This is a genomic window from Nocardia terpenica, assembly GCF_013186535.1.
Lineage (GTDB): Bacteria > Actinomycetota > Actinomycetes > Mycobacteriales > Mycobacteriaceae > Nocardia > Nocardia terpenica.
The window spans coordinates 85273-107448 of the sequence record NZ_JABMCZ010000004.1; the positions used below are offsets into that span (position 1 = coordinate 85273).

Annotated in this window: 22 protein-coding genes; 12 read left to right on the forward strand and 10 right to left on the reverse strand. The window is 69.5% G+C overall.

Annotation, left to right across the window (positions count from 1 at the left end; genetic code table 11):
* The first annotated feature begins 351 nt into the window (after positions 1-351).
* The 3 genes from HPY32_RS33180 to HPY32_RS33190 all read left to right on the forward strand — a co-directional run bounded on the left by HPY32_RS33180 (position 352) and on the right by HPY32_RS33190 (position 4583).
* Positions 352-1359: an AsnC family transcriptional regulator gene (locus HPY32_RS33180; protein ID WP_067590117.1), complete on the forward strand. Its 1008-nt coding sequence runs from the start codon at positions 352-354 to the stop codon at positions 1357-1359.
* Between the two features lie 25 nt (positions 1360-1384).
* Positions 1385-2110, forward strand: coding sequence for a haloacid dehalogenase type II (locus HPY32_RS33185; RefSeq protein ID WP_067590114.1), 726 nt, complete (start codon positions 1385-1387; stop codon positions 2108-2110).
* A gap of 70 nt (positions 2111-2180) precedes the next feature.
* Positions 2181-4583, forward strand: a complete 2403-nt coding sequence (locus HPY32_RS33190) for a beta-glucosidase family protein (protein WP_231951711.1) — start codon at positions 2181-2183, stop codon at positions 4581-4583.
* Between the two features lie 370 nt (positions 4584-4953).
* Here the strand turns inward: HPY32_RS33190 and HPY32_RS33195 are convergent, their stop codons facing one another.
* Complete coding sequence (locus HPY32_RS33195) at positions 4954-5763, reverse strand: HNH endonuclease family protein (protein WP_067590108.1); 810 nt, start codon at positions 5761-5763, stop codon at positions 4954-4956.
* Here HPY32_RS33195 and HPY32_RS33200 point away from each other — a divergent pair.
* Positions 5756-6223, forward strand: coding sequence for a hypothetical protein (locus tag HPY32_RS33200; RefSeq protein ID WP_156674536.1), 468 nt, complete (start codon positions 5756-5758; stop codon positions 6221-6223). The two genes, HPY32_RS33195 and HPY32_RS33200, sit on opposite strands and share 8 nt — an antisense overlap.
* Positions 6224-6443: 220 nt before the next feature.
* Positions 6444-8510, forward strand: coding sequence for a neutral/alkaline ceramidase (locus tag HPY32_RS33205; RefSeq protein WP_067590105.1), 2067 nt, complete (start codon positions 6444-6446; stop codon positions 8508-8510).
* An 11-nt stretch (positions 8511-8521) separates the two neighbouring features.
* On the opposite strand, the gene HPY32_RS33210 is transcribed toward HPY32_RS33205, so the two are convergent.
* On the reverse strand, positions 8522-9262 hold the full coding sequence (locus HPY32_RS33210; protein WP_067595984.1) for a serine hydrolase: 741 nt from the start codon (positions 9260-9262) through the stop codon (positions 8522-8524).
* 155 nt (positions 9263-9417) lie between these two features.
* Between HPY32_RS33210 and HPY32_RS33215 the strand changes: the two genes are divergently transcribed.
* Entirely contained in the window at positions 9418-9897 is a 480-nt protein-coding gene (locus HPY32_RS33215) for a nitroreductase family deazaflavin-dependent oxidoreductase (protein ID WP_082871526.1), read from the forward strand.
* A gap of 432 nt (positions 9898-10329) precedes the next feature.
* Here the strand turns inward: HPY32_RS33215 and HPY32_RS45865 are convergent, their stop codons facing one another.
* Both HPY32_RS45865 and HPY32_RS33225 read right to left on the reverse strand, forming a co-directional pair.
* A complete protein-coding gene (locus HPY32_RS45865) occupies positions 10330-11463 on the reverse strand; it encodes a DoxX family protein (protein WP_067590099.1) in 1134 nt (377 codons plus the stop codon).
* Positions 11464-11527: 64 nt separating this feature from the next.
* A complete protein-coding gene (locus HPY32_RS33225) occupies positions 11528-12010 on the reverse strand; it encodes a universal stress protein (protein ID WP_231951710.1) in 483 nt (160 codons plus the stop codon).
* A gap of 65 nt (positions 12011-12075) precedes the next feature.
* Between HPY32_RS33225 and HPY32_RS33230 the strand changes: the two genes are divergently transcribed.
* Positions 12076-12582, forward strand: a complete 507-nt coding sequence (locus tag HPY32_RS33230) for a gluconokinase (RefSeq protein ID WP_067590093.1) — start codon at positions 12076-12078, stop codon at positions 12580-12582.
* A gap of 19 nt (positions 12583-12601) precedes the next feature.
* On the opposite strand, the gene HPY32_RS33235 is transcribed toward HPY32_RS33230, so the two are convergent.
* Positions 12602-13507, reverse strand: coding sequence for a dienelactone hydrolase family protein (locus HPY32_RS33235; protein ID WP_067590090.1), 906 nt, complete (start codon positions 13505-13507; stop codon positions 12602-12604).
* Between the two features lie 121 nt (positions 13508-13628).
* On the opposite strand from HPY32_RS33235, the gene HPY32_RS33240 reads away from it, so the two are divergent.
* Positions 13629-15122 (forward strand): ammonium transporter, encoded by a 1494-nt coding sequence (locus tag HPY32_RS33240; protein ID WP_082871525.1) that lies wholly within the window; start codon positions 13629-13631, stop codon positions 15120-15122.
* Between the two features lie 6 nt (positions 15123-15128).
* Here the strand turns inward: HPY32_RS33240 and HPY32_RS33245 are convergent, their stop codons facing one another.
* On the reverse strand, positions 15129-15563 hold the full coding sequence (locus HPY32_RS33245; protein WP_067590087.1) for a MarR family winged helix-turn-helix transcriptional regulator: 435 nt from the start codon (positions 15561-15563) through the stop codon (positions 15129-15131).
* A complete protein-coding gene (locus tag HPY32_RS33250) occupies positions 15553-16929 on the reverse strand; it encodes an MFS transporter (protein ID WP_067590084.1) in 1377 nt (458 codons plus the stop codon). Before HPY32_RS33250 ends, HPY32_RS33245 begins: the two co-directional genes overlap by 11 nt.
* Before the next feature lie 87 nt (positions 16930-17016).
* On the opposite strand from HPY32_RS33250, the gene HPY32_RS33255 reads away from it, so the two are divergent.
* Complete coding sequence (locus tag HPY32_RS33255) at positions 17017-18450, forward strand: amino acid permease (protein WP_067590081.1); 1434 nt, start codon at positions 17017-17019, stop codon at positions 18448-18450.
* 124 nt (positions 18451-18574) lie between these two features.
* Here the strand turns inward: HPY32_RS33255 and HPY32_RS33260 are convergent, their stop codons facing one another.
* From HPY32_RS33260 to HPY32_RS33270, 3 genes are read right to left on the reverse strand one after another with little or no spacing between them, the layout of a single operon-like run.
* Positions 18575-18937, reverse strand: coding sequence for a hypothetical protein (locus HPY32_RS33260; RefSeq protein WP_067595983.1), 363 nt, complete (start codon positions 18935-18937; stop codon positions 18575-18577).
* A gap of 44 nt (positions 18938-18981) precedes the next feature.
* A complete protein-coding gene (locus HPY32_RS33265; RefSeq protein ID WP_067590078.1) occupies positions 18982-19584 on the reverse strand; it encodes a TetR/AcrR family transcriptional regulator in 603 nt (200 codons plus the stop codon).
* A complete protein-coding gene (locus HPY32_RS33270) occupies positions 19581-20660 on the reverse strand; it encodes a saccharopine dehydrogenase family protein (RefSeq protein ID WP_067595982.1) in 1080 nt (359 codons plus the stop codon). The genes HPY32_RS33265 and HPY32_RS33270 overlap by 4 nt, the downstream gene beginning before the upstream one ends.
* 94 nt (positions 20661-20754) lie before the next feature.
* Here HPY32_RS33270 and HPY32_RS33275 point away from each other — a divergent pair, with 94 nt between their 5' ends.
* From HPY32_RS33275 to HPY32_RS33285, 3 genes are all read left to right on the forward strand, one after another.
* Positions 20755-21045, forward strand: a complete 291-nt coding sequence (locus tag HPY32_RS33275; RefSeq protein WP_067590075.1) for an RNA-binding protein — start codon at positions 20755-20757, stop codon at positions 21043-21045.
* Positions 21046-21202: 157 nt separating this feature from the next.
* A complete protein-coding gene (locus tag HPY32_RS33280; protein WP_067590069.1) occupies positions 21203-21682 on the forward strand; it encodes a MarR family winged helix-turn-helix transcriptional regulator in 480 nt (159 codons plus the stop codon).
* The gene (locus tag HPY32_RS33285; RefSeq protein WP_067590066.1) at positions 21679-22068 is read left to right on the forward strand and encodes a DUF5313 family protein; all 390 of its coding nucleotides are present in this window, start codon (positions 21679-21681) and stop codon (positions 22066-22068) included. The genes HPY32_RS33280 and HPY32_RS33285 overlap by 4 nt, the downstream gene beginning before the upstream one ends.
* Positions 22069-22176: the final 108 nt, after the last annotated feature.

Consider the following 22176-nt stretch of genomic DNA (forward strand, 5'->3'; position numbering starts at 1 on the left):
CGGGACCGGAGCGGGCCGCCGTGCCGTGAGTTTGGGTGCTGTCGTGCGTTCGGGCCGGACTCGATCATCGCGACAGGAGGATGCCATCACGCGGTCGGGCCGGGTTCGATTGTCTTGGCGTGGAGTTGGTGTACTGTCGTGCGTTCTGGCCGAATTCGGTCGTCGTGGCGTGGATGCGCGGGCTGTCGTGGACTCTGGCGGAATTCAGTCGTCGCGACGTGGGGATGAGCGTGCCATCATGCGCCCGGTGGTCCGTCGTGCCCGCGAGCGCAGTGGTGGGGTCCGGCGGGTCGTCCTGGCACATCGGTGCCGGAATGCGTGTGGGTGGCCCGGCGCGGCTATCGTAGGTGGGTGCCGCAGCCGCTGGTGGGGACCGATCATGCGCTCGCGACCGCGTTGCTGGCTACTCCCCGTGCCTCGTGGCGGGAGTTGGCGCGGCGGCTCGGGATCTCCGAACGCACTGTCGTGCGCCGGGTTCCGCCGCTGTTCGATCGGGGCGTGCTGCGCGCGACGGCGGTGCGGAATCCGGCATATTTCCCCGACCTCATCGCAATGGCGCTGCGCATCCGGTCCACGCGCGACCGCATCCGCTCCCTCGCCACCGCCCTGGCCCGGCGGCCGGACGTCTTCGGGGTCGGCCTGCTCGGCGGCGGCTCCGAGATCGGCGCACTGCTGTTCCTGGACGGCATCGCCGCCCGCGACGCCCTGCTGCGCGACCTACCCGACACGCTCGCGGTGACCTCCTGGGACGAGCGGCGCATCATACGAATCTTCCCCGCCGCCCACGACATCTGGCCAGGCCCCCGCGAACCGCGGCTGGGCATCGGCCTGGAGGACCCGCTCGACCCGCCCGAACCCCTCCCCATCGACCGACCGCTGATCGACGCCCTGATCCGCGACGGCCGCGCCACCTACACCGACCTCTCACGCGCCGCCGGAATCACCGTCCACGCCGCACGCCGCCGACTCGACCTCCTCCTGCGGTCGCGCGTGGTCCGCCCCATCACCGTCGTCGACCCGACCCTACTCGGCCTGACATCCCAAGCCCTGCTATGGCTTTCGGCCCCACCCGCATCGCTCGAACAAATAGGCCGCCGCCTCGGCACGCACCCCCGAGTCTTCTTCGCCGCAACAATGACCGGCCCCGCAAACCTTCTGATCGGAGTAGCCGCCCGCGACCCCGAAGAACTCTCCGACTTCCGCACCGGCGGCGCCCTCCGCGAGGTAACAACGGTAGAAACCGCCGAAATCCTGACCCCCCCCGAAACCTTTGCTCGACAGCGCATGTTGACAACCCCCGCCCCAGCGTGCGCGGCATCCACTGCTCTCGGCCGGGAATCTATGCGATCTTTGTGGTAGAGCAGCCGACGAGAAAGGCACGCGCATGGTCGAATTCGATCCGGGACGGCTCCGGGTACTGGTGTTCGATATCTTCGGGACCACCGTGGACTGGTATACCGGCGTCGCCGACCAAGCCGCCGAGATCTTCCGTGCGGCCGGGGTCGAACTGGATGCCGGGACCTTCGCCGAGGAATGGCGCGGCATGTATCTGCCTGCCATGCAACGGGTTCGCGACGGCGACCGGGACTGGGCCTACCTCGACACCCTGCATCGCGAGTCGCTGGACAGCCTGCTGGAGCGGCACGGCGTCGGCGCGGCCGTGGACGAGCAGCAGCGCCGAAACCTGGTGCGCGCCTGGCACATTCTCCCCGCCTGGCCCGACGCCGTCGCGGGCCTGGCCCGCCTGCGCCAGCACTACACCGTGGTCGCCCTCTCCAACGGTGGCTTCGCCCTGCTCACCCGCCTGATCAAGGCCGCGAACCTCCCCTTCGACAGCATCGTTTCTGCCGAACTGGCCCGCACCTACAAACCCGACCCACAGGTCTACCTGACCGCCTCCGGACTCCTGGACGTCGCCCCCGAACAGACCCTCATGATCGCCTGCCACATCTGGGATCTCACCGGGGCACGGGCAGCGGGGCTGCACACGGCATTCGTGGAACGACCGGGGGAGAAGGGCCCGCGCATTCCCGCGGACCGTCCCGAGGACGCGGCCGCCGACCTGACGGCCGGAAACTTCGTCGAGCTCGCGGAACTGCTCGGCTGCTGAAAGCTCGCTTTCACCTACCGAGTGGTTGGTCGGGTAGCCTCGGTGGCGCGAGACATTGCAGTCGAGACGAATGGGGCAGCGGATGGACGACCGGATCGAGGAGTTGCTGGCGCGGCTGGATCTGACGGCGAAATTGAGGCTCATCTCCGGGGCGGGGATGTTCCGGATGGCCGGTGAACCGGCGATCGGGCTGGCCGAGATGCCGATCTCCGATGGTCCGTCCGGGGTCCGCGGCGAGCACTGGGACGAGCGCGATCCGTCGGTGAGCCTGCCCTCGGGCACCGCGCTGGCCGCCACCTGGAATCGCGAACTGGTCGGGGAGATCGGCGCGCTGATTGCGGCGGAGGCCCGGCGCAAGGGCGTGTACGCGGTGCTGGGACCGACGATCAATCTGCATCGAACCCCGTTGGGCGGCAGGCATTTCGAATGCTTCTCCGAGGATCCGATGCTGACCGCCGAACTCGCCGCGGCCTATGTGTCTTCGGTGCAGGCGTACGGCGTGGCCGCGTGCCCGAAACACTACGTGGCCAACGACTCCGAGACCGACCGATTCACCGTGGACGTGCGCGCCGACGACCGCACCCTGCGCGAGCTGTATCTCTATCCGTTCGAGCGCAGCGTGGCGGCCGGGGCGTGGATGGTGATGGCCGCCTACAACTCCGTCGGCGGCACCACCATGACCGAGAATCCGCTGCTGGCCGAACCACTCAAGGGCAGTTGGGGTTTCGACGGTGTGGTGGTCTCGGACTGGACCGCCGTGCGCAGCGCCGAGGGCGCGGCGGCGGGCACCGACCTGTGCATGCCCGGCCCGCCGCTGCTGTGGGGCGAGCCGCTGGCGGCCGCCGTGCGCGCGGGCACCGTGCCGGAGTCGGCCATCGACGACAAGGTCCGCCGCATCCTGCGATTCGCCGAACGCGTCGGCGCGCTCGGCGAACCACCGCGCCCGGCACCGGCTTTCGACGACGACAGCGCCCGCGCCCTGGTGCGCCGGGCCGCCGCCGAGGCCATGGTGCTGGTCCACAACGACGGCGTGCTGCCGCTGCGGCCCGGCGCGGATATCGCGCTCCTGGGCCCGGGCGCGGCCGAGCCACGCTTCATGGGCGGCGGCAGCGCCACCGTAATCCCCGGCCACTCCAGCACCCCGCTCGAGGGCCTGAAAGCCGTTGCGCCGGTGACCCATACGCCAGGCGTGCGACTGACCGAGGGGCTGGTGCCGGTCCCGCTGGAGCTGGTCACCGACCCCGACACCGGCACCGCCGGGGTGAGCTTGCGCTTCCTGGACGAGGCGGGGGAGGTGTTCGATGCTCAGCACCGCACCGCGGGCACTCTCGTTCTGTTCGGCGACGATTCGGCCGCCCGGGCCGCCGCGATCGAGGTGCGGGCCCGGCTGCGCGCCGACACCGACGGCGACTGGCGGATCGGGGCGGCCACCGTCGGGCAGATCCGACTCACCCTCGACGGCGAACCGGTGCTCGACGAGCAGATCACACCCGAGGGCTCCGATCCGCTGGCCGCCCTGCTGGATCCGCCGCAGCGCGCGGTAGCGCGCACCCTGGCGGCGGGCGACGAGGTCGATGTGCACCTGTGCGTCGAAACCTCTTCGGCCATCCCCGGTTTGGGTGTGATCGTCGGCGTGATGCTGGGCGTCGCCCGCCCGCAGCGCCCGGCCGACGCGGAATTCGAGGCCGCGGTGGCGGCGGCCCGCGCGGCCGAGGTTGCGGTGGTGATCGTCGGCACCACCGAGCAGATCGAGAGCGAGGGCGTCGACCGCACCACTCTGAGGCTGCCCGGCCGCCAGGACGAACTGGTCGCGGCGGTGGCGGCCGCGAATCCGCGCACGGTCGTGGTGGTGAATTCCGGTGCCCCCGTGGAGATGCCGTGGCGCACCGAGGTAGCGGCGGTGCTCCTGTCCTGGTTCCCCGGCCAGGAATTCGGCGGCGCCCTGACCGACATCCTCACCGGCGCAACCGAACCCGGCGGCCGACTCCCCACCACCTGGCCCGCCACCATGGCCGACGCCCCCATCCTGAACACCCGCCCCGACACCACCGGCCAGCTCGCCTACGACGAGGGCATACACATCGGCTACCGCGCCTGGCTCCGCGCCGCCCGCACCCCGGCCTACCCGTTCGGCCACGGAATCGGCTACACCACATGGGAATTGAGCAACCTCGAGGTCGACGGCCGCACCGTATCCGTTACGGTACGCAACACCGGCACCCGCACAGGCAAACAGGTCGTGCAGGTCTACCTGTCGCGCCCGAACAGCACAATCGACCGCCCAACCCGCTGGCTATCGGCCTTCGAAACAATCACCCTCCCCGCCGCCCACTCCCACCGCCTCCAAATCCCCCTACCACAGCGCTCATTCGAACATTGGACCCCCCACGGCTGGACCACCGAACCAGGCCCATTCACAGCCCACATCGGCACCTCATCCACCGACCTACCACTCACAGCAACCATCGAATAAGCCAATCGACAGATCTCGCTAAGCACGCCGATAGAGGTCCCCCTCGCCATCCTGAAGACAGAGGTCTCGCCCGTCGTCCTGGGGACAGAGGTCTCGCCCGTCGTCCTGGGGACAGAGGTCTCGCCCGTCGTCCCGAGGACGGAGGTCACCCCCGCCGTCCCGGGGAAAGGTCCCGCTCGCCATTCAGGAAGGGTCCCCTCGTCATCCAGGGGAGACGTTCCGCTCGCCATTCCAAGGAGAGGTCCCACTTGTCATCCCGGCGTGCTCTTGGCCGGGATCTCCTGCAGCAGAGTGGATTCCGGCCAAAAGCATGCCGGAATCACGAGGAGAACTCACGCCGGAATCACGAGAAGACCCTTCGATCACCCGCTCAGGCCGGGCGCTTCGACGTCGATGTTGCCGCCCGGGTGCTCCCGCAGTCGGTCAGTACCCCGCGCATGGCGTCGCGCTCCGGGGCGGTTACCCACAGGCGGTAGGCGGATTTCACCTCCACCTGGGTGATTACCAGGGAGCAGCGGAACAGGGGGTTGGGTGGTAGCCAGCGGGCGGCGTCGTTGTCGCCCTTGTCGCGGTTGGCGGCGGTGGAGACGGTCAGGAGGTTGCGGGGGTCGTTGGCGAAGTTGCGGCGCTCCTCGGTGGACAGGGCCTGGGCGCCCTTGCGCCAGGCGTCGGCCAGGGCCACCACATGGTCGACCGACACGGTGGCGGTCTCGGGGGTCGGCGCGCTCGAGCGCAGGGCGGGGACGTCGGCCCCGGTGTACGGGTCGTGCAGGACGCCCGAGAGGACCTCGCAGCCGCTGCTGCCGGGCTCGGTCACCAGGTCGCGCAGGTCGCGGCGCAGGATGTCGTTGCGGGTGTCGCAGCCGTTGTGGCCGCCCGCCACGGTCACGTCGTCGGACCAGAGCGGACCGAAAGCGTCCGGGTCGAAGGGCGTGTCCTCGGCGGAGTCGTGCACCGGCAGCACGGCCAGCAATTCCAGGGCATTCGCCGCGGCGAGGTCGGAGGTAAGCGATTGGCCGCCGGTGTGATTGGCGATCCAGATGGGATGCGGGGCGACCCGGGCCGGTGGCGGATCGGCCTCGGCCGCAGCATTCTCGGCCGGGAATCGACAGCCCACCAGGATGGCGGCGATCGCGGCGAGGGCACCACCGACAACGAAGCGCCGAGACGGCATGGTCATTGCGATGCGCTACTCCCGTGTCGACGAACCGATGGCGGGCCTCAATGTAACGGCGGTGTTTCACGAGACCAAGCCAGGCGCCTGTCGAGCGGGAGTTCTCGGGTGGAAATGCGCAGGCGTGGCCGGTGTATCCGCAGGTCGGCGCGGTCGGCGGCGGCCGGGGGTGTTTGTCGTCACATTTCGGGCAGGAGTGATCACCGGGCACCGGGCCGTGCAATTAACACAGAATTCGGATGCGCGCGCTGGGAATGCACTGTCAATCGTCCCGGAGTTGACCGAGAAAATTGCCGGAACAATTGTGAGCGACCTTGGGGCGCTGTACTTTTCGGTCGTCTCGAAGTTATTCCCCGGAAAGGGTCGGGTCATGATCATCGCTCTCCTCCTTGCCGCGCTCGCTACCGGCAGCGCCGCCGTATCCGGACTGGCCGCCGGTGCGGCCACGCTCACCGGCAACCTCTGAGCAGCGGGCGGCCACGCGCCGCCGCCGGGCATTCCCCGTCCGGACCGGGCGTGGCTGCCTCGCGATCCCCGCGCCGACTGGCAGGATCGGTGCCCTCGGCCGTCGGCGCGTGATGCTCCGGGAACTATGGCGTATTGGACAGTTGACCAGTACGCTTCGCCGAACAGGTGACGGATGTGGCGACGAGGCCGCGTCCTCGGAAAATCCGAAGGAGCCACCGATGCGGGTCTCTCGGCGATCCATGCTGGCCGGTACCGCGGCCGCGACGGTTGCGGGTGGGCTGCGGGGTGCGGGACCCGCTGCGGCGCAACAGGTTCGGCGCGACGAGGACGGCCAGAGCTATCTGATCGGCTGCGGCATCGCCGATATCACCGGCGCGCCCGCCGGGCAGGGCATGATGGGCTACTCCGAGCTGGATCAGGTGGCGACCGGGCTGCTCATGCGGTGCCGGGCGCGCGCCTACATCGTGGTCGACCGGAAGACCGGGGACCGCGTGGTCTTCGTCAATGCCGACAATGCCTGCCTGTTCCAGTCCGTGCATCTGGCGGTATTGCAGCGGCTGGCCCAGCGGTTCGGTGACACCTACACCGAGCGCAATGTCAATATCAATGCCACCCACAATCACAACTCCTGCGGCGGCACCGCCCGCGAGTACGCCTACTCGCTGGCCGCCTACGGTTTTCAGCAGAATTCGCATCGGGCCGAGGTGAACGGCATCGTGGCCGCCATCGCGCGGGCGCACGACCGGCTCGCTCCCGGTGAGATCCTGCTGGGCCACGGGGAATTGCACGATGCCGCGGCGAATCGGTCGCGGGTGGCGTTCGAGCTCAACCCGCCCGAGGACAGGGCGCAGTTCCCGAACGCGATCGATCCGCAGGTCACGGTGCTGCGCTTGCGGCAGGGCGGCCGCGATATCGGCGCCATCACCTGGTATGCGACGCATGGAACCTCGCTGACGGATCGCAATACTCTCCTGTCCGCCGACAACAAGGGCTATGCCAGTTACCGCTGGGAGCACGACGAGATGGGCGTGCGATATCTCGACGGGCAGCCCGGTTTCGTGGCCGCGTTCGCGCAGACCAATCCCGGGGACATCACCCCGAACCTGAATGTCATCCCCTGGCATCCGTCCGGGCCGACCGAGAACAATCGGGTCAATTGCGCCCTCATCGGCGAGCGCCAATATCAGGCCGGGCGTGCGGCCTTCGCGGCGGCGCGGCCGATGTCCAGCGGAGGCGTGGACGCGGTGCTGCGGTATGTGAACATGGGCGACACCGCGATCGATGGCGACTACACCCCCGATGGCAGGCCCGCGCGCACCAGCCCGGCCATGATGGGCGCCTCCGCCGCCGCCACCAGTTCGGAGGACAACTGGAATACGCAGTTGCCGTTCCTTCAAGAGGGCGACACCAATCCGGTGGTGGCCGCGCTGGGCGGGGTGAACGGACCGATCGAGCAGTGGATGCGGGATGTGCAGGCGCCCAAGCTGATCGTGGCACCGCTGGGGACTCTGCCGCCCCGGCCGTGGGTGCCGCTGGTGCTGCCGATTCAGATTCTGCGGATCGGTGACCTGGTACTGGCGTCCGGGCCCGCGGAATACACGGTGGTGTCGGGGTTGCGGATCCGGCGGCTGGTGGCGCGGGCGCTCGGGGCGCCGCTGGAGAACGTGCTGATGCAGGGGTACGCCAATGGGTACAGCGGGTATGTGACCACGCCCGAGGAGTACGTGTCCCAGCAGTACGAGGGCGGGGAGACGCTGTTCGGGCGGTGGACGCTGTCGGCGTACATGCAGGAATTCGACCGGCTGGCACGGGCTTTGGCGGCGCGCACCGATCCGGGCCGGGGTCCCGCGCCGTTGGACTGGACCTCGGGATTGCAGCCGGACCTGCTGCCGCCGGTGCCGCCGGACGTGCCGGTGGCCGGACATCGGTTCGGGGACGTGCTCACCGCGCCGCAGCCCTCGTACGCGACAGGGCAAACGGTGTCGGTGGATTTCGTGGGTGCGCACCCCAACAACGACTTCCATACCGACGGAACGTATTTCGTGGTCGAGCGGTGGGCCGGTGGGCAGTGGGCCGGGGTGTGCGACGATAACGACTGGTGTACCGAGTTGCACTGGTCACGGCCGGAAGGGCAGCCCGCGGCGTCGGTGATCAGGATCGAGTGGACCGTGCCGGAGGGTACCGAGGCCGGGCGGTATCGGATTCGGTACACCGGCGACAGCCGCGACGCCGGGGGAGTGGTCACCGGATTCACCGGCGTCTCACCGGAATTCGCGATCGGCTAGCCGTTCGAGAGTCAGTTGCGCCGCAGGTCCCACACCTGCGCGGAGATGCGGGCCAGCAGCCGCGAGGCCGGATCGCCGACGGCCCGGCCATTGGCCAGGGGGCCGGTGTAGCACACCGCCAGCGCGTACGGCGGTGCGTCCGTGGGGAAGACGAGTGCGCCGCTGTGCCGCACACCGTGAAACCAGCCGTTCTTGAACGCGATTCGGGTGCGGTGCGGGAGCCCGGCGGGCAGGTCGTCGCGAAAGGCATTGCGCTCCAGCACCTCCAGCTCGTCGGGGCGCATCTCGAGCAGGAGTTGCGCCAAGCCCGCGGCGGTCACCTCGTTGGTGGTGCCCGCCTCGCGGGCGGGGTGATCGTCGATGAGCCGCTCCATGCGGGTGCCGGTGGCCCCGGTGTCGCGCAGCACGCGGGCGATCGCGGTCAGCCCGATGTGTTCGACGCAGAGGTTGGTCGCCAGATTCGACGAGTGCGTGATCATGCGGGTGGCCAGCCAGCGGACCGTGGCCCGGCCGCCCAGCCGGCGCCAGGGCGCGGGGTCGCTGTCGGCGTCGGGCCGATTGTGGAACCAGCGGCCGGGAACCGCCGAGGCGAAACGGTCGTGCACCGAGACGAGCGCGTCGAGATCGGTGTCGCCGCGGTACAGCGCCGCCAGCACCGCCGCCTTCACCGTGCTCGCCGCATCGTGGGCGACCTCGGAATTGATTGCGTAGAACGGGCTTTCGTCACGCCGAACCGCGCAGATCGACAGCATGCTCACAGGATAGCGGTGATAGTTGGTAAAGTCTTGGTAATACAGAGGAAACATTTGCCCCCTGTGCGGTAACGCCGGACGGGTCGTCTGTGATGCCCGCGGCCGCCGTCGGTGCTGGTGGTAGCTCGGGCCCGGCCGCCCGATACGGTGGTCGCGTGCTGAGGAATCCTTTGCCTGCCATTGGTCGAGCTCTTGCGCGCCGCCCGCTCGTCATGCGGGCCGCGCCCGCCGTCGCCCTGCTGGAACGCTGCGTCCGCACGCTCACCCGCGGCCGCCACGGCGTGCTCGACCTGGCGGGCGTGCCCTCCATCGAACTCACCGTGCTGGGCCGCAAATCCGGCCTCCCCCGCACGGTCGCACTCCTCTACATCCCCGACGGCCCCGACACCTACCTGCTGGTCGGCTCCAATTGGGGCCGCCCCGACCACCCTTCGTGGTCGGCCAACCTGAACGCCGCCGACCACGCCGAAATCCACACCCGCGGCGAACGTTTCAAGGTCCGAGTAAACCGCCTGACCGGCCCCGCCCGCGAAGCCGCCTGGCACCGCGCCACCACCTACTGGCCCGGCTACACCATGGAAGAGCGCCTGGCCCACCCCCGCCAATTCCGCCTCTACCAACTCACCCGAATCTAGCCACGTCGGCAGAGGTCCCGCCCCGCCATTCCAGCGTGCTCGCGGCCGGAACCCACCCTCCCGCAGGAGATTCCGACCACAAACCCGCCGGAATACCGACGAAAACCTTCGACTACGCACTCAGACCCGGCCGAAGCAGCGGAGCCCGCCAACCTTCCCCACAACAATCGGTTCTTCTAATGCACCGCCGAGCCCACTACCCGGGACGCCGTTCGGTCCCGAGCACGGATTACCCGGCCCACCCTTCCGCCCCGCGCTCGCGCACCGTCTCGGCCAACTCCCTGCCGTGTCCGCCCGCAGTGTCAGTGGTACCGGTGCCGGGGTTTGAGTGAGTTCGGCGAGTTCCGATGCCCTGCGGTGGCACCTGGCGGGCCGCGTTTGCTTTGCCTCTGGGCGGTTTCGGCCGACTCTGATCCGTGTTTGCGCGCGGTGTCAGTGGGTGCCGGTGCGGGTTCGCGTGATCTCGGCGAGTTCCGATGCCTTGCGGCGGGCTTGGCGGGCCGCGCGCTTGCCTTGCTGCTGGGCGGTTTCGGCCAATTCCGGTCCGCGCTCGCGCGCCGTCTCGGCCAACTCAGCGCCTCGTTGCTTGGCGACCTCGGCGATTTCCGAACCTCGTTGCTTAGCAACCTCGGCCCAGTCCGCCCCCCGAGCCTTGGCCACGTCCGCCCAGTCGGCCCCACGGTGTTTGGCCACGTCGGCCCAGTCGGCCCCGCGATGTTTGGCCACGTCGGCCCCACGATGCTTGGCGACGTCCGCCCAATCGGCTCCGCGATGCTTGGCCACGTCGGCCCAGTCCGCGCTCCGATGCCGAGCCACGTCCGCCCAGTCGGCCCCGCGGTGTTTGGCGACCTCGGCCCAGTCGGTCCCGCGGTGCCGGGCCACCTTCGCGAGTTCCGTGCCGCGGTGTTTGGCCACGTCGGCGGCTTCGGTGCCGCGTTGGAGGGCGGTGTCGGTGAGTTCGGCGCCGCGGGATTTGGCGGCTTCGGCCAGTTCGGTGCCGTGGGTCTGGGCGGCTTCGGCCAGGGATTCGGCCAGGTGGCGGCCTCGGGTTGCCTGGTGGTACAGGCGGTCTCGGAGGGGGTCGGCGGAGGCGGTGAAGGGGAGGGCGGCGGCGGCTCGGCGGGCGGCGCGGCGGCCGCGCCAGCCGAGGGAGGGTTTGCCCTCGGTGTCGGCGGCGGCGATCATCAGGCCGCCGAGCAGGCCCATGTCCTTGAGGAAGGCGGCGCGTTTGGCGCCGCGGCGGTCGGGGTCGTTCTCGTTCCAGAAGTCCTGCTCGGTGACCGTCGCGGGGACCACCGTGCAGGCCAGCACCAGCGCGGACAGCCGTGGCATCCGGCCGAGGGCCAGCAGGACCCCGGCGCCCACCTGGGCGGCGGCATTGGCCCGCACCACCGTGCCCGGATCCGAGGGCAGCTTCGATGCCAGTTGCGGTGGCAGTCGTCGTTCGCCGCGCTCCACCAGCGTCGTGGCCGCTTTCGCGCGCGGCTCGGGATGCATGAGTGTGTCGACCCCGTCCACGACGAAGGCGGATGCCAGCAATGGGCGGGCGAGACGGCGAAGCAACATGACGATGACCCCTTTCCTCGATGCTGTTCGAGCGGGTTCCCGCGGTCCGCGCGGTCAAACCCTGTCAGGGTACGACGGTCACCGGCCAGCGCCCGGCTTTGACAAGCCGAACCGCCACCGATCCGATCAATCGATGCCCCGCCTTCTCCGAGGCCCCCACCACCACCGCGTCGGCCTTGAGTTCGTCGGCGGCCTCGGCCAATCCGGTGTACGCGTCGCCGCGGCGGGTCAGGAACTTCCAGCGGGTGGAGTAGACGTCGCGTACCCGCTCGGCATGCTCCTGGATCTCCCGCGCCAGGTCGTCGGCCATTTCCGCGGTCACGCCCTGCACGTCGGCCCCGTACGCGCCCGCCATGGCCATGAACGGCTGCACGTAAACCATTGCCAGCAGGGCGCTCTGCCGCCGGGCCAGGCCCGCGGCGTACGCGGCGGCACGCCAGGAGGCGTCCGAACCGTCGATGCCGACCATGATCACGCTGGGGCCGTCGGTGCCCAGCTCGAAACCCGACGCGCTGGGCGCCCACTCCGGTGTCATCTCCTCCGCCACGTTTCGAGCCTAGAACAGCCGGGCCACGTCGTGTTCGAGCGCTCGCGGCCATTACTGTCGACGCCATGGCGGAACTGTTGCGACCGATCGTCGTCATGGGTGTGTCGGGTGCGGGCAAGTCGACCATCGGCGCGCGGCTGGCGCAGACCCTCGGGGTCGACTACGCCGAGGGCGACGACTTCCACCCCGCCGCCAATGTGGCCAAGATGGCCGCCGGTATCCCGCTCGACGACACCGACCGCGCCCCGTGGCTGGATATTATCGGCGCGTGGCTCGCCGACCGGCACGGCCGAGGCGGCGTGGTGAGCTGCTCGGCCCTCAAACGCGCCTATCGCGACCGCCTGCGCGCCGCCGCACCCGACCTGTTCCTGGTCTACCTCGAGGTGCCGCGCATCGAGCTGGAACGCCGATTGACCACGCGCAGCGGACATTTCATGCACGTACAGATGCTGGCCTCACAGCTGGCGGCCCTGGAGCCCCCGACTCCCGACGAACACGGCCTGACCGTAGACGCGACCGGCGACATCGAGCGGGTGGTCAAGGAGATCACCGAGGCGTGGAGTGTCCGCTAGCCCCGACTCGTCCGAGCACTCAATTCAGGTACTTCCCATACCAATCGACCACCCGCCGCCACGCCTCCGCCGAGGCGGCCGCGTTGTACCGCGGCCCGGTGTCGTTGAAGAAGGCATGATCCGCGCCGTCGGCGATATACGTCTCGTGCGGCACACCCGCCTGTTCGAGGGCCGACACGGCGGCGGGCCGGGTAGCCCCGACGCGATGATCGAGCGCCCCGTAGATCGCCAGCACCGCCGCCTTCGTCAGAATCCGCCCATTGTCCGGGAACGGCCCGTAGAACGGTGTCGCCGCGGCCAGCTGCGGCGTACCGCTGGTGAGCAGCAGCCAGTCGAGGCCGCCGCCGAAGCAGAATCCGGTGGCGCCCAGCTTCTTTCCGGGCACCCGCCGCGCCAGCTCCGCCACCCCCGCCTGTAGATCCGCGACGAACCGCTCCTGCGGGACGCTGCTCAGCGCCGCGGTGGCCTTGGCGGGGTCGGAGAACGCCTCGGTGCCGCCCTCCTCGGACAGCAGATCCACCGCCAGCGCCGAATACCCGATCCCCGCGAACCGCCCGGTCACCGATCGGATGAACGGAGAGAGCCCGGTGTTCTCGTGGATGACGAGCACCGCCCCGCGCGGCTGCGGGGCCGCGGCCCAGGCCGCCCGCAGGGTACGGGCCTGCGGCCCCGGGAGGGTGATGTCGGTGACCGGCAGCGCGGTGCTCGCACCCGGCGGCGCGGCCGCCGAACCGGCTGTGGCCGTGGCGGATTCGGTTGTTTCAGACGGGGAGGTGCCGCGGGCACAGGCGGCCAGCAGCTCCGCGGCGGCGGCCGCCCCCAACCCCAGCAGTCCCAGCCGCCGCAGCGCCTCGCGCCGGGATATGAATCCCTCAGCGTGATCGGTCCCGATCTCCTCGGCGATATAGCGCTGCAGCGGCGTCATAGCGCACACCCTAGGACGCGGCCGGGAGATATCCAGACTTAACACGGCATAACCTCGCCGAAACGTGATCTCGCCAGACTTTAGCGAACGGGCCCACGGTTTGGCAGAGAGGGCGCCGAACATGAACCCCTATCCCGGTTGGCTGAATCCCGGCGACAACGCATGGCAGCTGGTGGCCGCCACCCTGGTCGGCCTGATGAGCATCCCCGGCATCGCTATTCTCTACGGCGGTCTCGTGCAACGGAAATGGGCCGTCAACACCATGCTCATGGCCTTCACCGGGTTCTCCCTGGTGCTCGTGGTGTGGGTGCTGTGGGTGTTCGAGATGGGTTTCGGTGAACCGCTGCGGCTCGGCCCCGGCATCCTGCGCGCGGCCGTCGGCATCCCGCACACCATCCTGGGCAGCGACAATCAGAATCGGGCGAGCATCCCGCTGCTGGACGCCAGCATGCCGAGGTTCCGATTCAGCGAAACCACGCTGGCCTATTTCCAATTCGTGTTCGCCGGTATCACGCCGCTGCTGTTGTTGGGCAGCGTGATCGGGCGGATCAACTTCAAGGTGTGGCTGCTGTTCGTGCCGCTGTGGTCCACATTCGCCTACGGCGTCAACGCCTTTCTGCTGTGGGGCGGCGGCTGGTGGTCGCAGATGGGAGCGCTGGACTACTCGGGCGGCTACGTGATCCATTTGGCCGCAGGCACTTCCGGATTCGTGGCCGCCGCCGTGATCGGACCCCGGCTGGCCCGCGACCGGGAGCGCGCGGTGCCCAACAATCTGCCGATGGCCGCGGCCGGTGCGGGCCTGCTGTGGCTGGGCTGGAACGGCTTCAACGGCGGCGACATGTACTTCTCCGGCGCGAATGCCTCGGAGGCCGTGCTCAATACGAACCTGGCCACCGCCGTCGCGCTGCTGACGTGGGTGATCTGGGACATCGCCGCCGGGCCCGGCCGCAAGCCGACGTTCCTCGGTGCGGTCAACGGCATGATCAGCGGACTGGTCGCGATCACCCCCGCCGCCGGTTTCGTGAACAGCTTCGGCGCCTTGGTGATCGGCGCGGTCGCCGCCTCGCTGGTGTGGCTGTCGTGGAACCGGCTCGGCCGCACCCGGCTGTTCCGCAGGGTGGACGACGCGCTGGGCGTGGTGCACACCCACGGTGTGGCCGGGCTCGCGGGCGGCCTGCTGGTCGGCCTGCTGGCGGACCCGAAAGTCGTTGTGTACCTGGGCAATGGCGCGGATGTCCCGAACGTGAGCGCCAAAGGCTGGCTCTACGGCGACAATCCGAAACAGCTGCTGTGGCAGGCCGGTGCGGCGGCCACGGTGATCGCCTGGGATGCCCTGGTCACCTTCGCGATCCTGCGCTTGCTGGGCCTATTCATGAAGCTGCGCATGGACGACGCGACCTTGGAGTCCGGCGATATCGGTGCGCACGACGAGGAGGCTTACCCGGAGGAGGTACTGCTCGCCGCGCATTCCGGTGGCGCGCATGCCATTACGGCGACGACGGCCCCGGCCACCGCCGAAGCAGCCGACGCCCCGGCGGTTTCGGCCCCCGCTGCGCCGGGCGGCAATTCGGCGCCGCGCACCGGCTGGCGAGAACGTCTGCCCCACAAGGAATGAGCGGGCTCAGTGTTCCAGCTTGCGCAGAATCTCGTGTAGTGCGCTCAATTCGTCGGCGGGCAGGTCCACCAGCGGCTCCGGCGCGGGGTCCGGCGTCCCCAGCGCGTCCGCGAGCACCGCGCGCCCGGCGTCGGTGATGCTCACCAGCTTCGAGCGCCGGTTGGTCGGATCGACCTCGCGCACCACCAGCCCGCGCTCCTCGAGATCGTTGACGGTGACCGTCGCCGCGGGCGCGTCCATGGCCGCCGCGCGCGCCAGCTCCGACACCGTCATCGCGCCCTTGCGCAGCCGCTTCAGCACCCGGATTCGGCTGAACGGCATGCCCGTTCGCTCCACCACCGCCCGCTTCCACTGATCGCGGGTATCGATCACGACATGGGTGAGCAGCCGCCACACCTCGTCGGGAGTCGGAGCGTCATCCGGGCGGGGTTCATTGGACACCGGCGGGTACCTTCGGCTCGAGCAGATGGGCAATGCGGGTGCGCGAGCGTTCCGCCCACGCGGTGCTGGCCGCGGCGCCCAGGGCGACGACACCGGCCGACATCGCGGCCAGCACCCACCACAGGCTCGCACCGGTCAACAGCCCACACAGTGCCACACCGAGGCTGACGCCGATCTGACGGCTGGTGGATGCCACCGCCGACGCGGCCCCGGCGCGATCCAGCGGCATTCCGCTCACGGCCGCGGTGGTGATCGGCGCGTTCACCATGCCGAATCCGGTGCCGAACAGCGCGAACATGACGATCAGCTGCCAGATCGGGGTGTCGGCGCGCAGCGTGGTCAACAGCGCCGCGGCGACACCCATGAGCGTACCGGCGATCAGCAGCGACGGCCGGGTGCCGTGCCGCCCCACCAGCCGCCCCGAGATCGGCGAGCAGATCAGCATGCCCAGCGCCATCGGCAGATACAGCAGACCGGTGTGCACCGCCGTATAGTGCCGCGTCCCTTGCAGATACAGCGACGCGCTGAACAGGAACGCACCCAGCCCCGCGAACGCGCACACCGCGATCACCGTCGCCGAGGCGAACGGGAAGCTGCGGAAGAACCGCACATCGATGAACGGCGACGCGTGCCGCCGCTCGTAGAACACGAACCCCACCAGCGCCACCGCCGTCACCACGAACACCTCCGGGCGATGCTCGATCAGCCCGAACACCAGCGTGAACATCATCAGGATCGCCAGCGCCTGCCCGACCGGATCGATGCCGCGCACCGTCGCCGACTTCGACTCCGGCACATAGATCGTGGTGAGGACGAGCGCGATCGCGCAGATCGGCAGGTTGATCCAGAACACCGACCGCCAGCCCAGCGCGTCGATCAGCCCGCCGCCCACCATCGGGCCCAGCGCCGTCGAGATGCCCACCACCGCACCCCACACGCCGATCGCCCGCGCCCGCTCCACCCGGTCGGTGAACACCGTCGTAATGATCGACATGGCAACCGGATTCAGCATCGACCCGCCGACGGCCTGCACCAGCCGCGCCCCGATCAGCATGTCGACGCTAGGGGCCAGGCTGCACAGCAGCGAACCGAGGGCGAAGATGCTCAGCCCGATCCGGAACATCCGCCGCCGCCCGAACCGGTCGGCGGTCGCGCCCGACAGCATGAGCAGGCTGGCCAGGGTGAGGGTGTAGATGTCGATGATCCACTGCAGCCGGGGGAGCGGCGCGTCCATCTGCGTTCGGATCGTCGGAATCGCGACATTGACGATGGTCGCGTCCATGGACGAGATCAGCAGGCTCATACAGCACGTCACCAGAACGATCGTCTTCCGGTGCGCGCTCAACCCCTCAACAGTTGTACGCACACAAAGATTGTGAAACCACAACTGTTCCGTATGCAAGACTTGTGGGCCAGCTCACCTTGATCATCGCCACGCGGTAGCGTGCCTGGAATGACGACCGATCGGAAAGCGGCGGCGCCCGGCGCGCCATCTTCGGACTCCTCCGGGGAGGAAGAGGGCTACCAACGCGGGCTCAGCCCCCGGACCATTCAGATGATCGCCATCGGCGGTGCCATCGGCACCGGCCTGTTCTACGGAGCGGGTGGCGCCATCGAACAGGCCGGACCGTCGCTGATCATCTGCTATCTCGTTGCGGGCGCGGCGATCTTCGTGATCATGCGTGCCCTCGGCGAACTGCTCACCTATCGCCCGGTATCGGGCAGCTTCGCGGAGTACGCGAACGAATTCCTCGGCCGCTTCGCGGGTTTCGCGACCGGCTGGTCCTACTGGGCGGTGTGGGTGGCCACCTGCATGGCCGAGATCACCGTGGCCGGAAAGTACGTGAAGTACTGGTTCGCCATCCCGGAGTGGATGACGGCGCTGGTGGTGCTCGGCGCGCTGTTCACCGCCAACCTGATCTCGGTGAAGATCTTCGGTGAGGGCGAATTCTGGTTCTCCGCAATCAAGGTCACCGCGATCCTGGCCATGATCGCCATCGGTATCGGCGTGCTGGTCATCGGGTTCGGGCACGCGAAGAACCCGACCGTGACGAACCTGTGGGCCGACGGGGGAGTGTTCCCGCACGGCTTCGGCCAGGGCCTGCTCGCCTTACAGATCGTGCTGTTCGCCTATATCGGCGTGGAGATGGTGGGTGTGACCGCGGGCGAGGCCCGCGACCCGCGCAAGACGCTGCGCAAGGCGATCAATACGCTGCCGTTCCGCATCGGCCTGTTCTATGTGGGCGCGCTGCTGGTGATCCTGTCGGTGGCCAGCTGGCGGAACTTCCACGCCGGACACAGCCCGTTCGTGGAGGTGTTCCAGCAGATCGGCATTCCGGGTGCGGCGGGCATCATCAACTTCGTGCTGCTCACCGCGGCGCTGTCGTCGTGTAACTCCGGCATCTACTCCAACGGCCGCATGCTGCGTGCCCTGGCGCTGCGCAGCGAGGCCCCGGCGGCGCTAGGCGCGCTGAGCCGGCGGCAGGTGCCGTGGGCGGGCATCACGGTGTCGGCCGCGCTGATGGTGATCGGCGTGATCGTCAATGTGATCTCGCCGGACAAGGCGTTCAACTACATCACCTCGGTGAGCACCATCGGCATCATCTTCGTGTGGGGCATCATCCTGGTGTGCCACATGGTGTATCGCGCCCGGGTGCGCCGCGGCGAGCTGCCCGCCGCCGACTACCGGCTGCCGGGCGCGCCGGTGACCACGGCGCTGGCGCTGGGCCTGCTGGGGCTGGTCGTGGTGCTGCTGTTCTGGACCGACACGGGCCGTACCGCCCTCGTCGCGGGCGCGGTGTGGGCCGTGCTGGTCTGCGCGGGATACCCGATCATGAGCCGGATCTCGCAGCGCCGCGCCGCCGAGGAGCAGCGGGCCGCCGTGTGACCGGAGCTCTTGTCGGGCAACCACTTTCCCCTTGATCAGCTCCTGTCGAGCATGATCTCGTCCGCCTCGGTGCGGCGCAGCGGATCCTCTCGCTCTCGCCGCACCGAGGCGGACGTATCTCGCCCTACCCGGCGCTGCCGAGTACGCCGCTGCCGACGGCCAGATAGCCCAGTGTCACCGTGAGCAGCGCCCAGCCCGCGCCCTGCCAGATCGGCCAGGCGCGGTGCTTTCGCCACACCCGGTAGGTGGCGACGAACGCGCCGAGCGTGCCCAGCACCAGCACCGCGCCGGGACCGGCCAGAATCGCGCCGCGCGAGGCGGAGTCGCAGAACATCGAGCCCGACCCCGTGCACGGCTCGCGGCGGCTCGCCCACACGACGATCGCGAGGAACACCAGCGCCGCCACCAGCAGCACGCTCGCGACGTATCCGGCGGCCTGCCGGAACATGCCGGGGTCGTGCCAGCTCTTCTCGACGTCGTTGACCATGACGATCACCTCCTCGCCGACGGGCGTGTGTGCCGACCATCTTGCTACGGATCGAGCAGCGCGGCGGCGGTCTCGATCAGGGCCGCGTCGGTCTCGGCGTCGGCGGCGTCGGCGATGCCCGAGCGGAACAGGGCCGCGCCCTCGATCACTACGGCGAATACCCGGGCACGAACCCGGCACTCCCGTTCGCTCAGGCCGGGATTGCGCGCGGCGATCACGCCCGCCACATGCGCCTGATAGGTGCGGTAGAAGTCGCGGACCGCCGTCGCCACCGTCTCGTCCCGGCCCGCCAGGGCCCACAGTTCGGTGTAGATCCGGACCATGCGCGGGTCGTCCTGCTCGGTGAGCAGCGTGCGGATCAGCGCCGGGGCGGGCTGTGCGGCCGCCGATTCCAGCAGCGGTCCCAGCCGGTGCATCGACTGCCCGAGCGCCCGGTGCAGCACCGCCGCCACCAGATCGGCCCGATTCGGGAAGTAGTACTGCAAATGCCCGAGCCGCACCCCGGCCGCGGTCGCGACCGCCCGCATGGTCAGCTCCCCGTGCCCGGCATCGACGAGAATCCGCTCGGCCACATCGAGCAACTCGGCCCGCCGCCGCGCGCCCTTCCCGGTCGCGGGCGGCCGGGCCGGGCTCGCCGCCTCACTCACGCGACCTGACCGATGTCGGCATCCGGTTCCACACTCACCCCGTACTCGGCCAGCATGGGCGTCACCTTATCCGGCGTGGGTGTCTGCTCGGGGAACTGCACGCCCGCGCGCACCGGCGCACCGTCCAGCCCGAGCACCCGGTGCACGCCCAGCAGCGCGCCCACCGCGGTCAGGTGCGCCTGCCCGGCCGGATCGGTCACCACCGCGCCGCCGGTGCGCCCGGCGTGGGTGACGTCGATGCGCAGGCTGGCGGTGCCGCCCGCACCGGGCGCGTACAGCAGCGCGCGGCGCATCGGGGTGAAGCGGTCGCCGCGGCCCCAGCGGAACAGGCCCAGGCGCTTCGCCGCCAGCAGCGCGGATGTCGATGCGCCCGAACTGAATCCGATCCGGGTGGTCGCGGTCGCGGTGCCCAGCGTCAGCGGCAGCGTGAACTGCTCCGGGGTGTCGATGCGCGCCACCCGGGTGACCCGGTCGCCGATGCGCACCCGCCGCACATCGCTGAGCGGCATGATCGTGCGCCGCCGCCCCGCCTCCACCACCTCGTAGTCCAGGCCGAGCCGATCCATGAATTCGACGGAATCGGCCCCGGCCCGATCGGCCAGATCCCAGCGGACGGCCACCTCGACGACGTCCGCGCCGCCGAGACTCGCCGCCAGCTGCGCGGCGACCAGGCTGGTCACGCCGCCCATCCACGCCGAGGACAGCAGCACCGGCGCGGTCGGCCCGAGCAGCGCCGCCACCGTCGCGGCCCGCTGCATCCGGCTGGTCCAGCGGGTGATGTCGACGTACGGGACGCCTCCGGCCACGGCCGCCCGCAGCACCCGGTCGTCGGGATCGTTCACCACGCCGACCACCGCCCGCACCGCGGCGCGGCAGGGCGCGGTCCCGGCCAGGTCCCAGACCTGCAGCGCCGCACCGGTTTCCGCGGCGACCTCGCGCCCGCGCTCGCGGCTGCGCCCGGTGAGCAGCAGGGGAAACCGCGGCGACAGCAGCCGCGCCAACTCGGCCCCGACCGTGCCGTAGCCGCCCACCAGCAGGACCGGCCCCTGGGGGTCGAGAGTCAATGCATCAGTCATGATGAGCACTATAGGTCAATTGACCTAAATGGCTGGTAGTGAGACCTAGCACTCTCCTTCTTGCGGTCGGTATACGTATAAATATAATAGGGAGATGTTCGATCCGATCAGCCTTGCCGTCGGCGCCGGACTCGTCGGCGCCGGATGGGTATTCGGCCGCATGAGCCGCCGCAATCGCGTTGCCGCCGTGGAGAAGTCGCCCGCACCCTGTGGCTGCGGCCACGACCTGGCCGTGCACGATCGGGAGTCCGGCGTCTGCCACGCCGAGTTCTCCCGCAAGGCCAACGGAATGCGGGAGTGGGTGCGCTGCCCGTGTCACCGCTACACCGGCCCGACCCCGCTCGACGAGTTCTTCACGCCGCAGGCCCTACCGCCGATCGGCTGATCCCGGCCAAATGCACGCCGGGATGACGAGGGCAGAGCGCGCCGGGATGACGAGGGCGGAGCATGCCGGGATGACGAGAGTGGAGCACACTTCGCGGGCTATCGAGTAGCGCGTTAACTATTCTCGAGCTATCCTTTCGTTCGACAGGGAGGTAGCCGTGGAACTCGATGATCCGCTGCGGCTGGAGCGGCAGGTGTGTTTCGCGATCGCGGTCGCCAACCGCTCCGTGCTGGCGATCTATCGCCCGCTGCTGGAACCGCTGGGGCTCACGCATCCGCAATACCTGGTGATGCTCGCGCTGTGGGGTGATGCGCCGATGTCGGTGAGGGACATCGGCGAGTCCGTGCAGCTCGACTCGCCGACCCTGTCACCGTTGTTGAAGCGGCTCGAGGCGGCGGGCTACATCACCCGCCGCCGCGACCGCAACGACGAGCGCAACCTCGTCGTCGACCTGACCCCCGTGGGCCGCGACCTGCGGCGGCAGGCCGAGCGGATTCCGCCCGCGGTGGTCGAGCGGCTCGGCGTGAGCCTGGCCGACCTCGAGGAGCTGCGCGATGTTCTCACCCGAGTCAACGCGGCCGCCCGCCGGGCGGTGACGCCCGCGCCCGCCGACACCCCGACAGGAGAGCGGCAATGACCCGAGAACGACGGCGGCCCAACCCGATTCAGTGGCTCGGCTATGCCTGCGGCCGGCGCCTGCCCGATTCCATGCAGGACTGGGTGCGCAACGATCTCACCGGAAGGTCCGCCGTCGCACGGCATCTGGTGCGCGGCATGGTGCCGCTGCTTCCCATCTTCGCGGCATTCCTGCTGTTCCCCGGCGCGCTGTGGCTGCGCGGTTCGATGATCCTGCTGGCGGTGCTGCTGGCGGTATTCTATTCGGTGGCCTACATGCCGATGAACCGCGCGCACCGGCTCGCGAAGCACGGTCTGCCACCGGATCTGGAGAATTCCACCGTCGTCGCCCGCCGCGCGGCCGAACGCGCGGCCTACGAGGCCCGCCATCCGCGCTCGGCGGCCTGAATCAGCGGATTCTGTGTGATCTCACAGCGAGTCGGGGTCGCGTATTCCGCCGAATCACAATGGATTCGATGACGGGGCGCGAGGATGGCGCAGGGGGATACCGTGTTT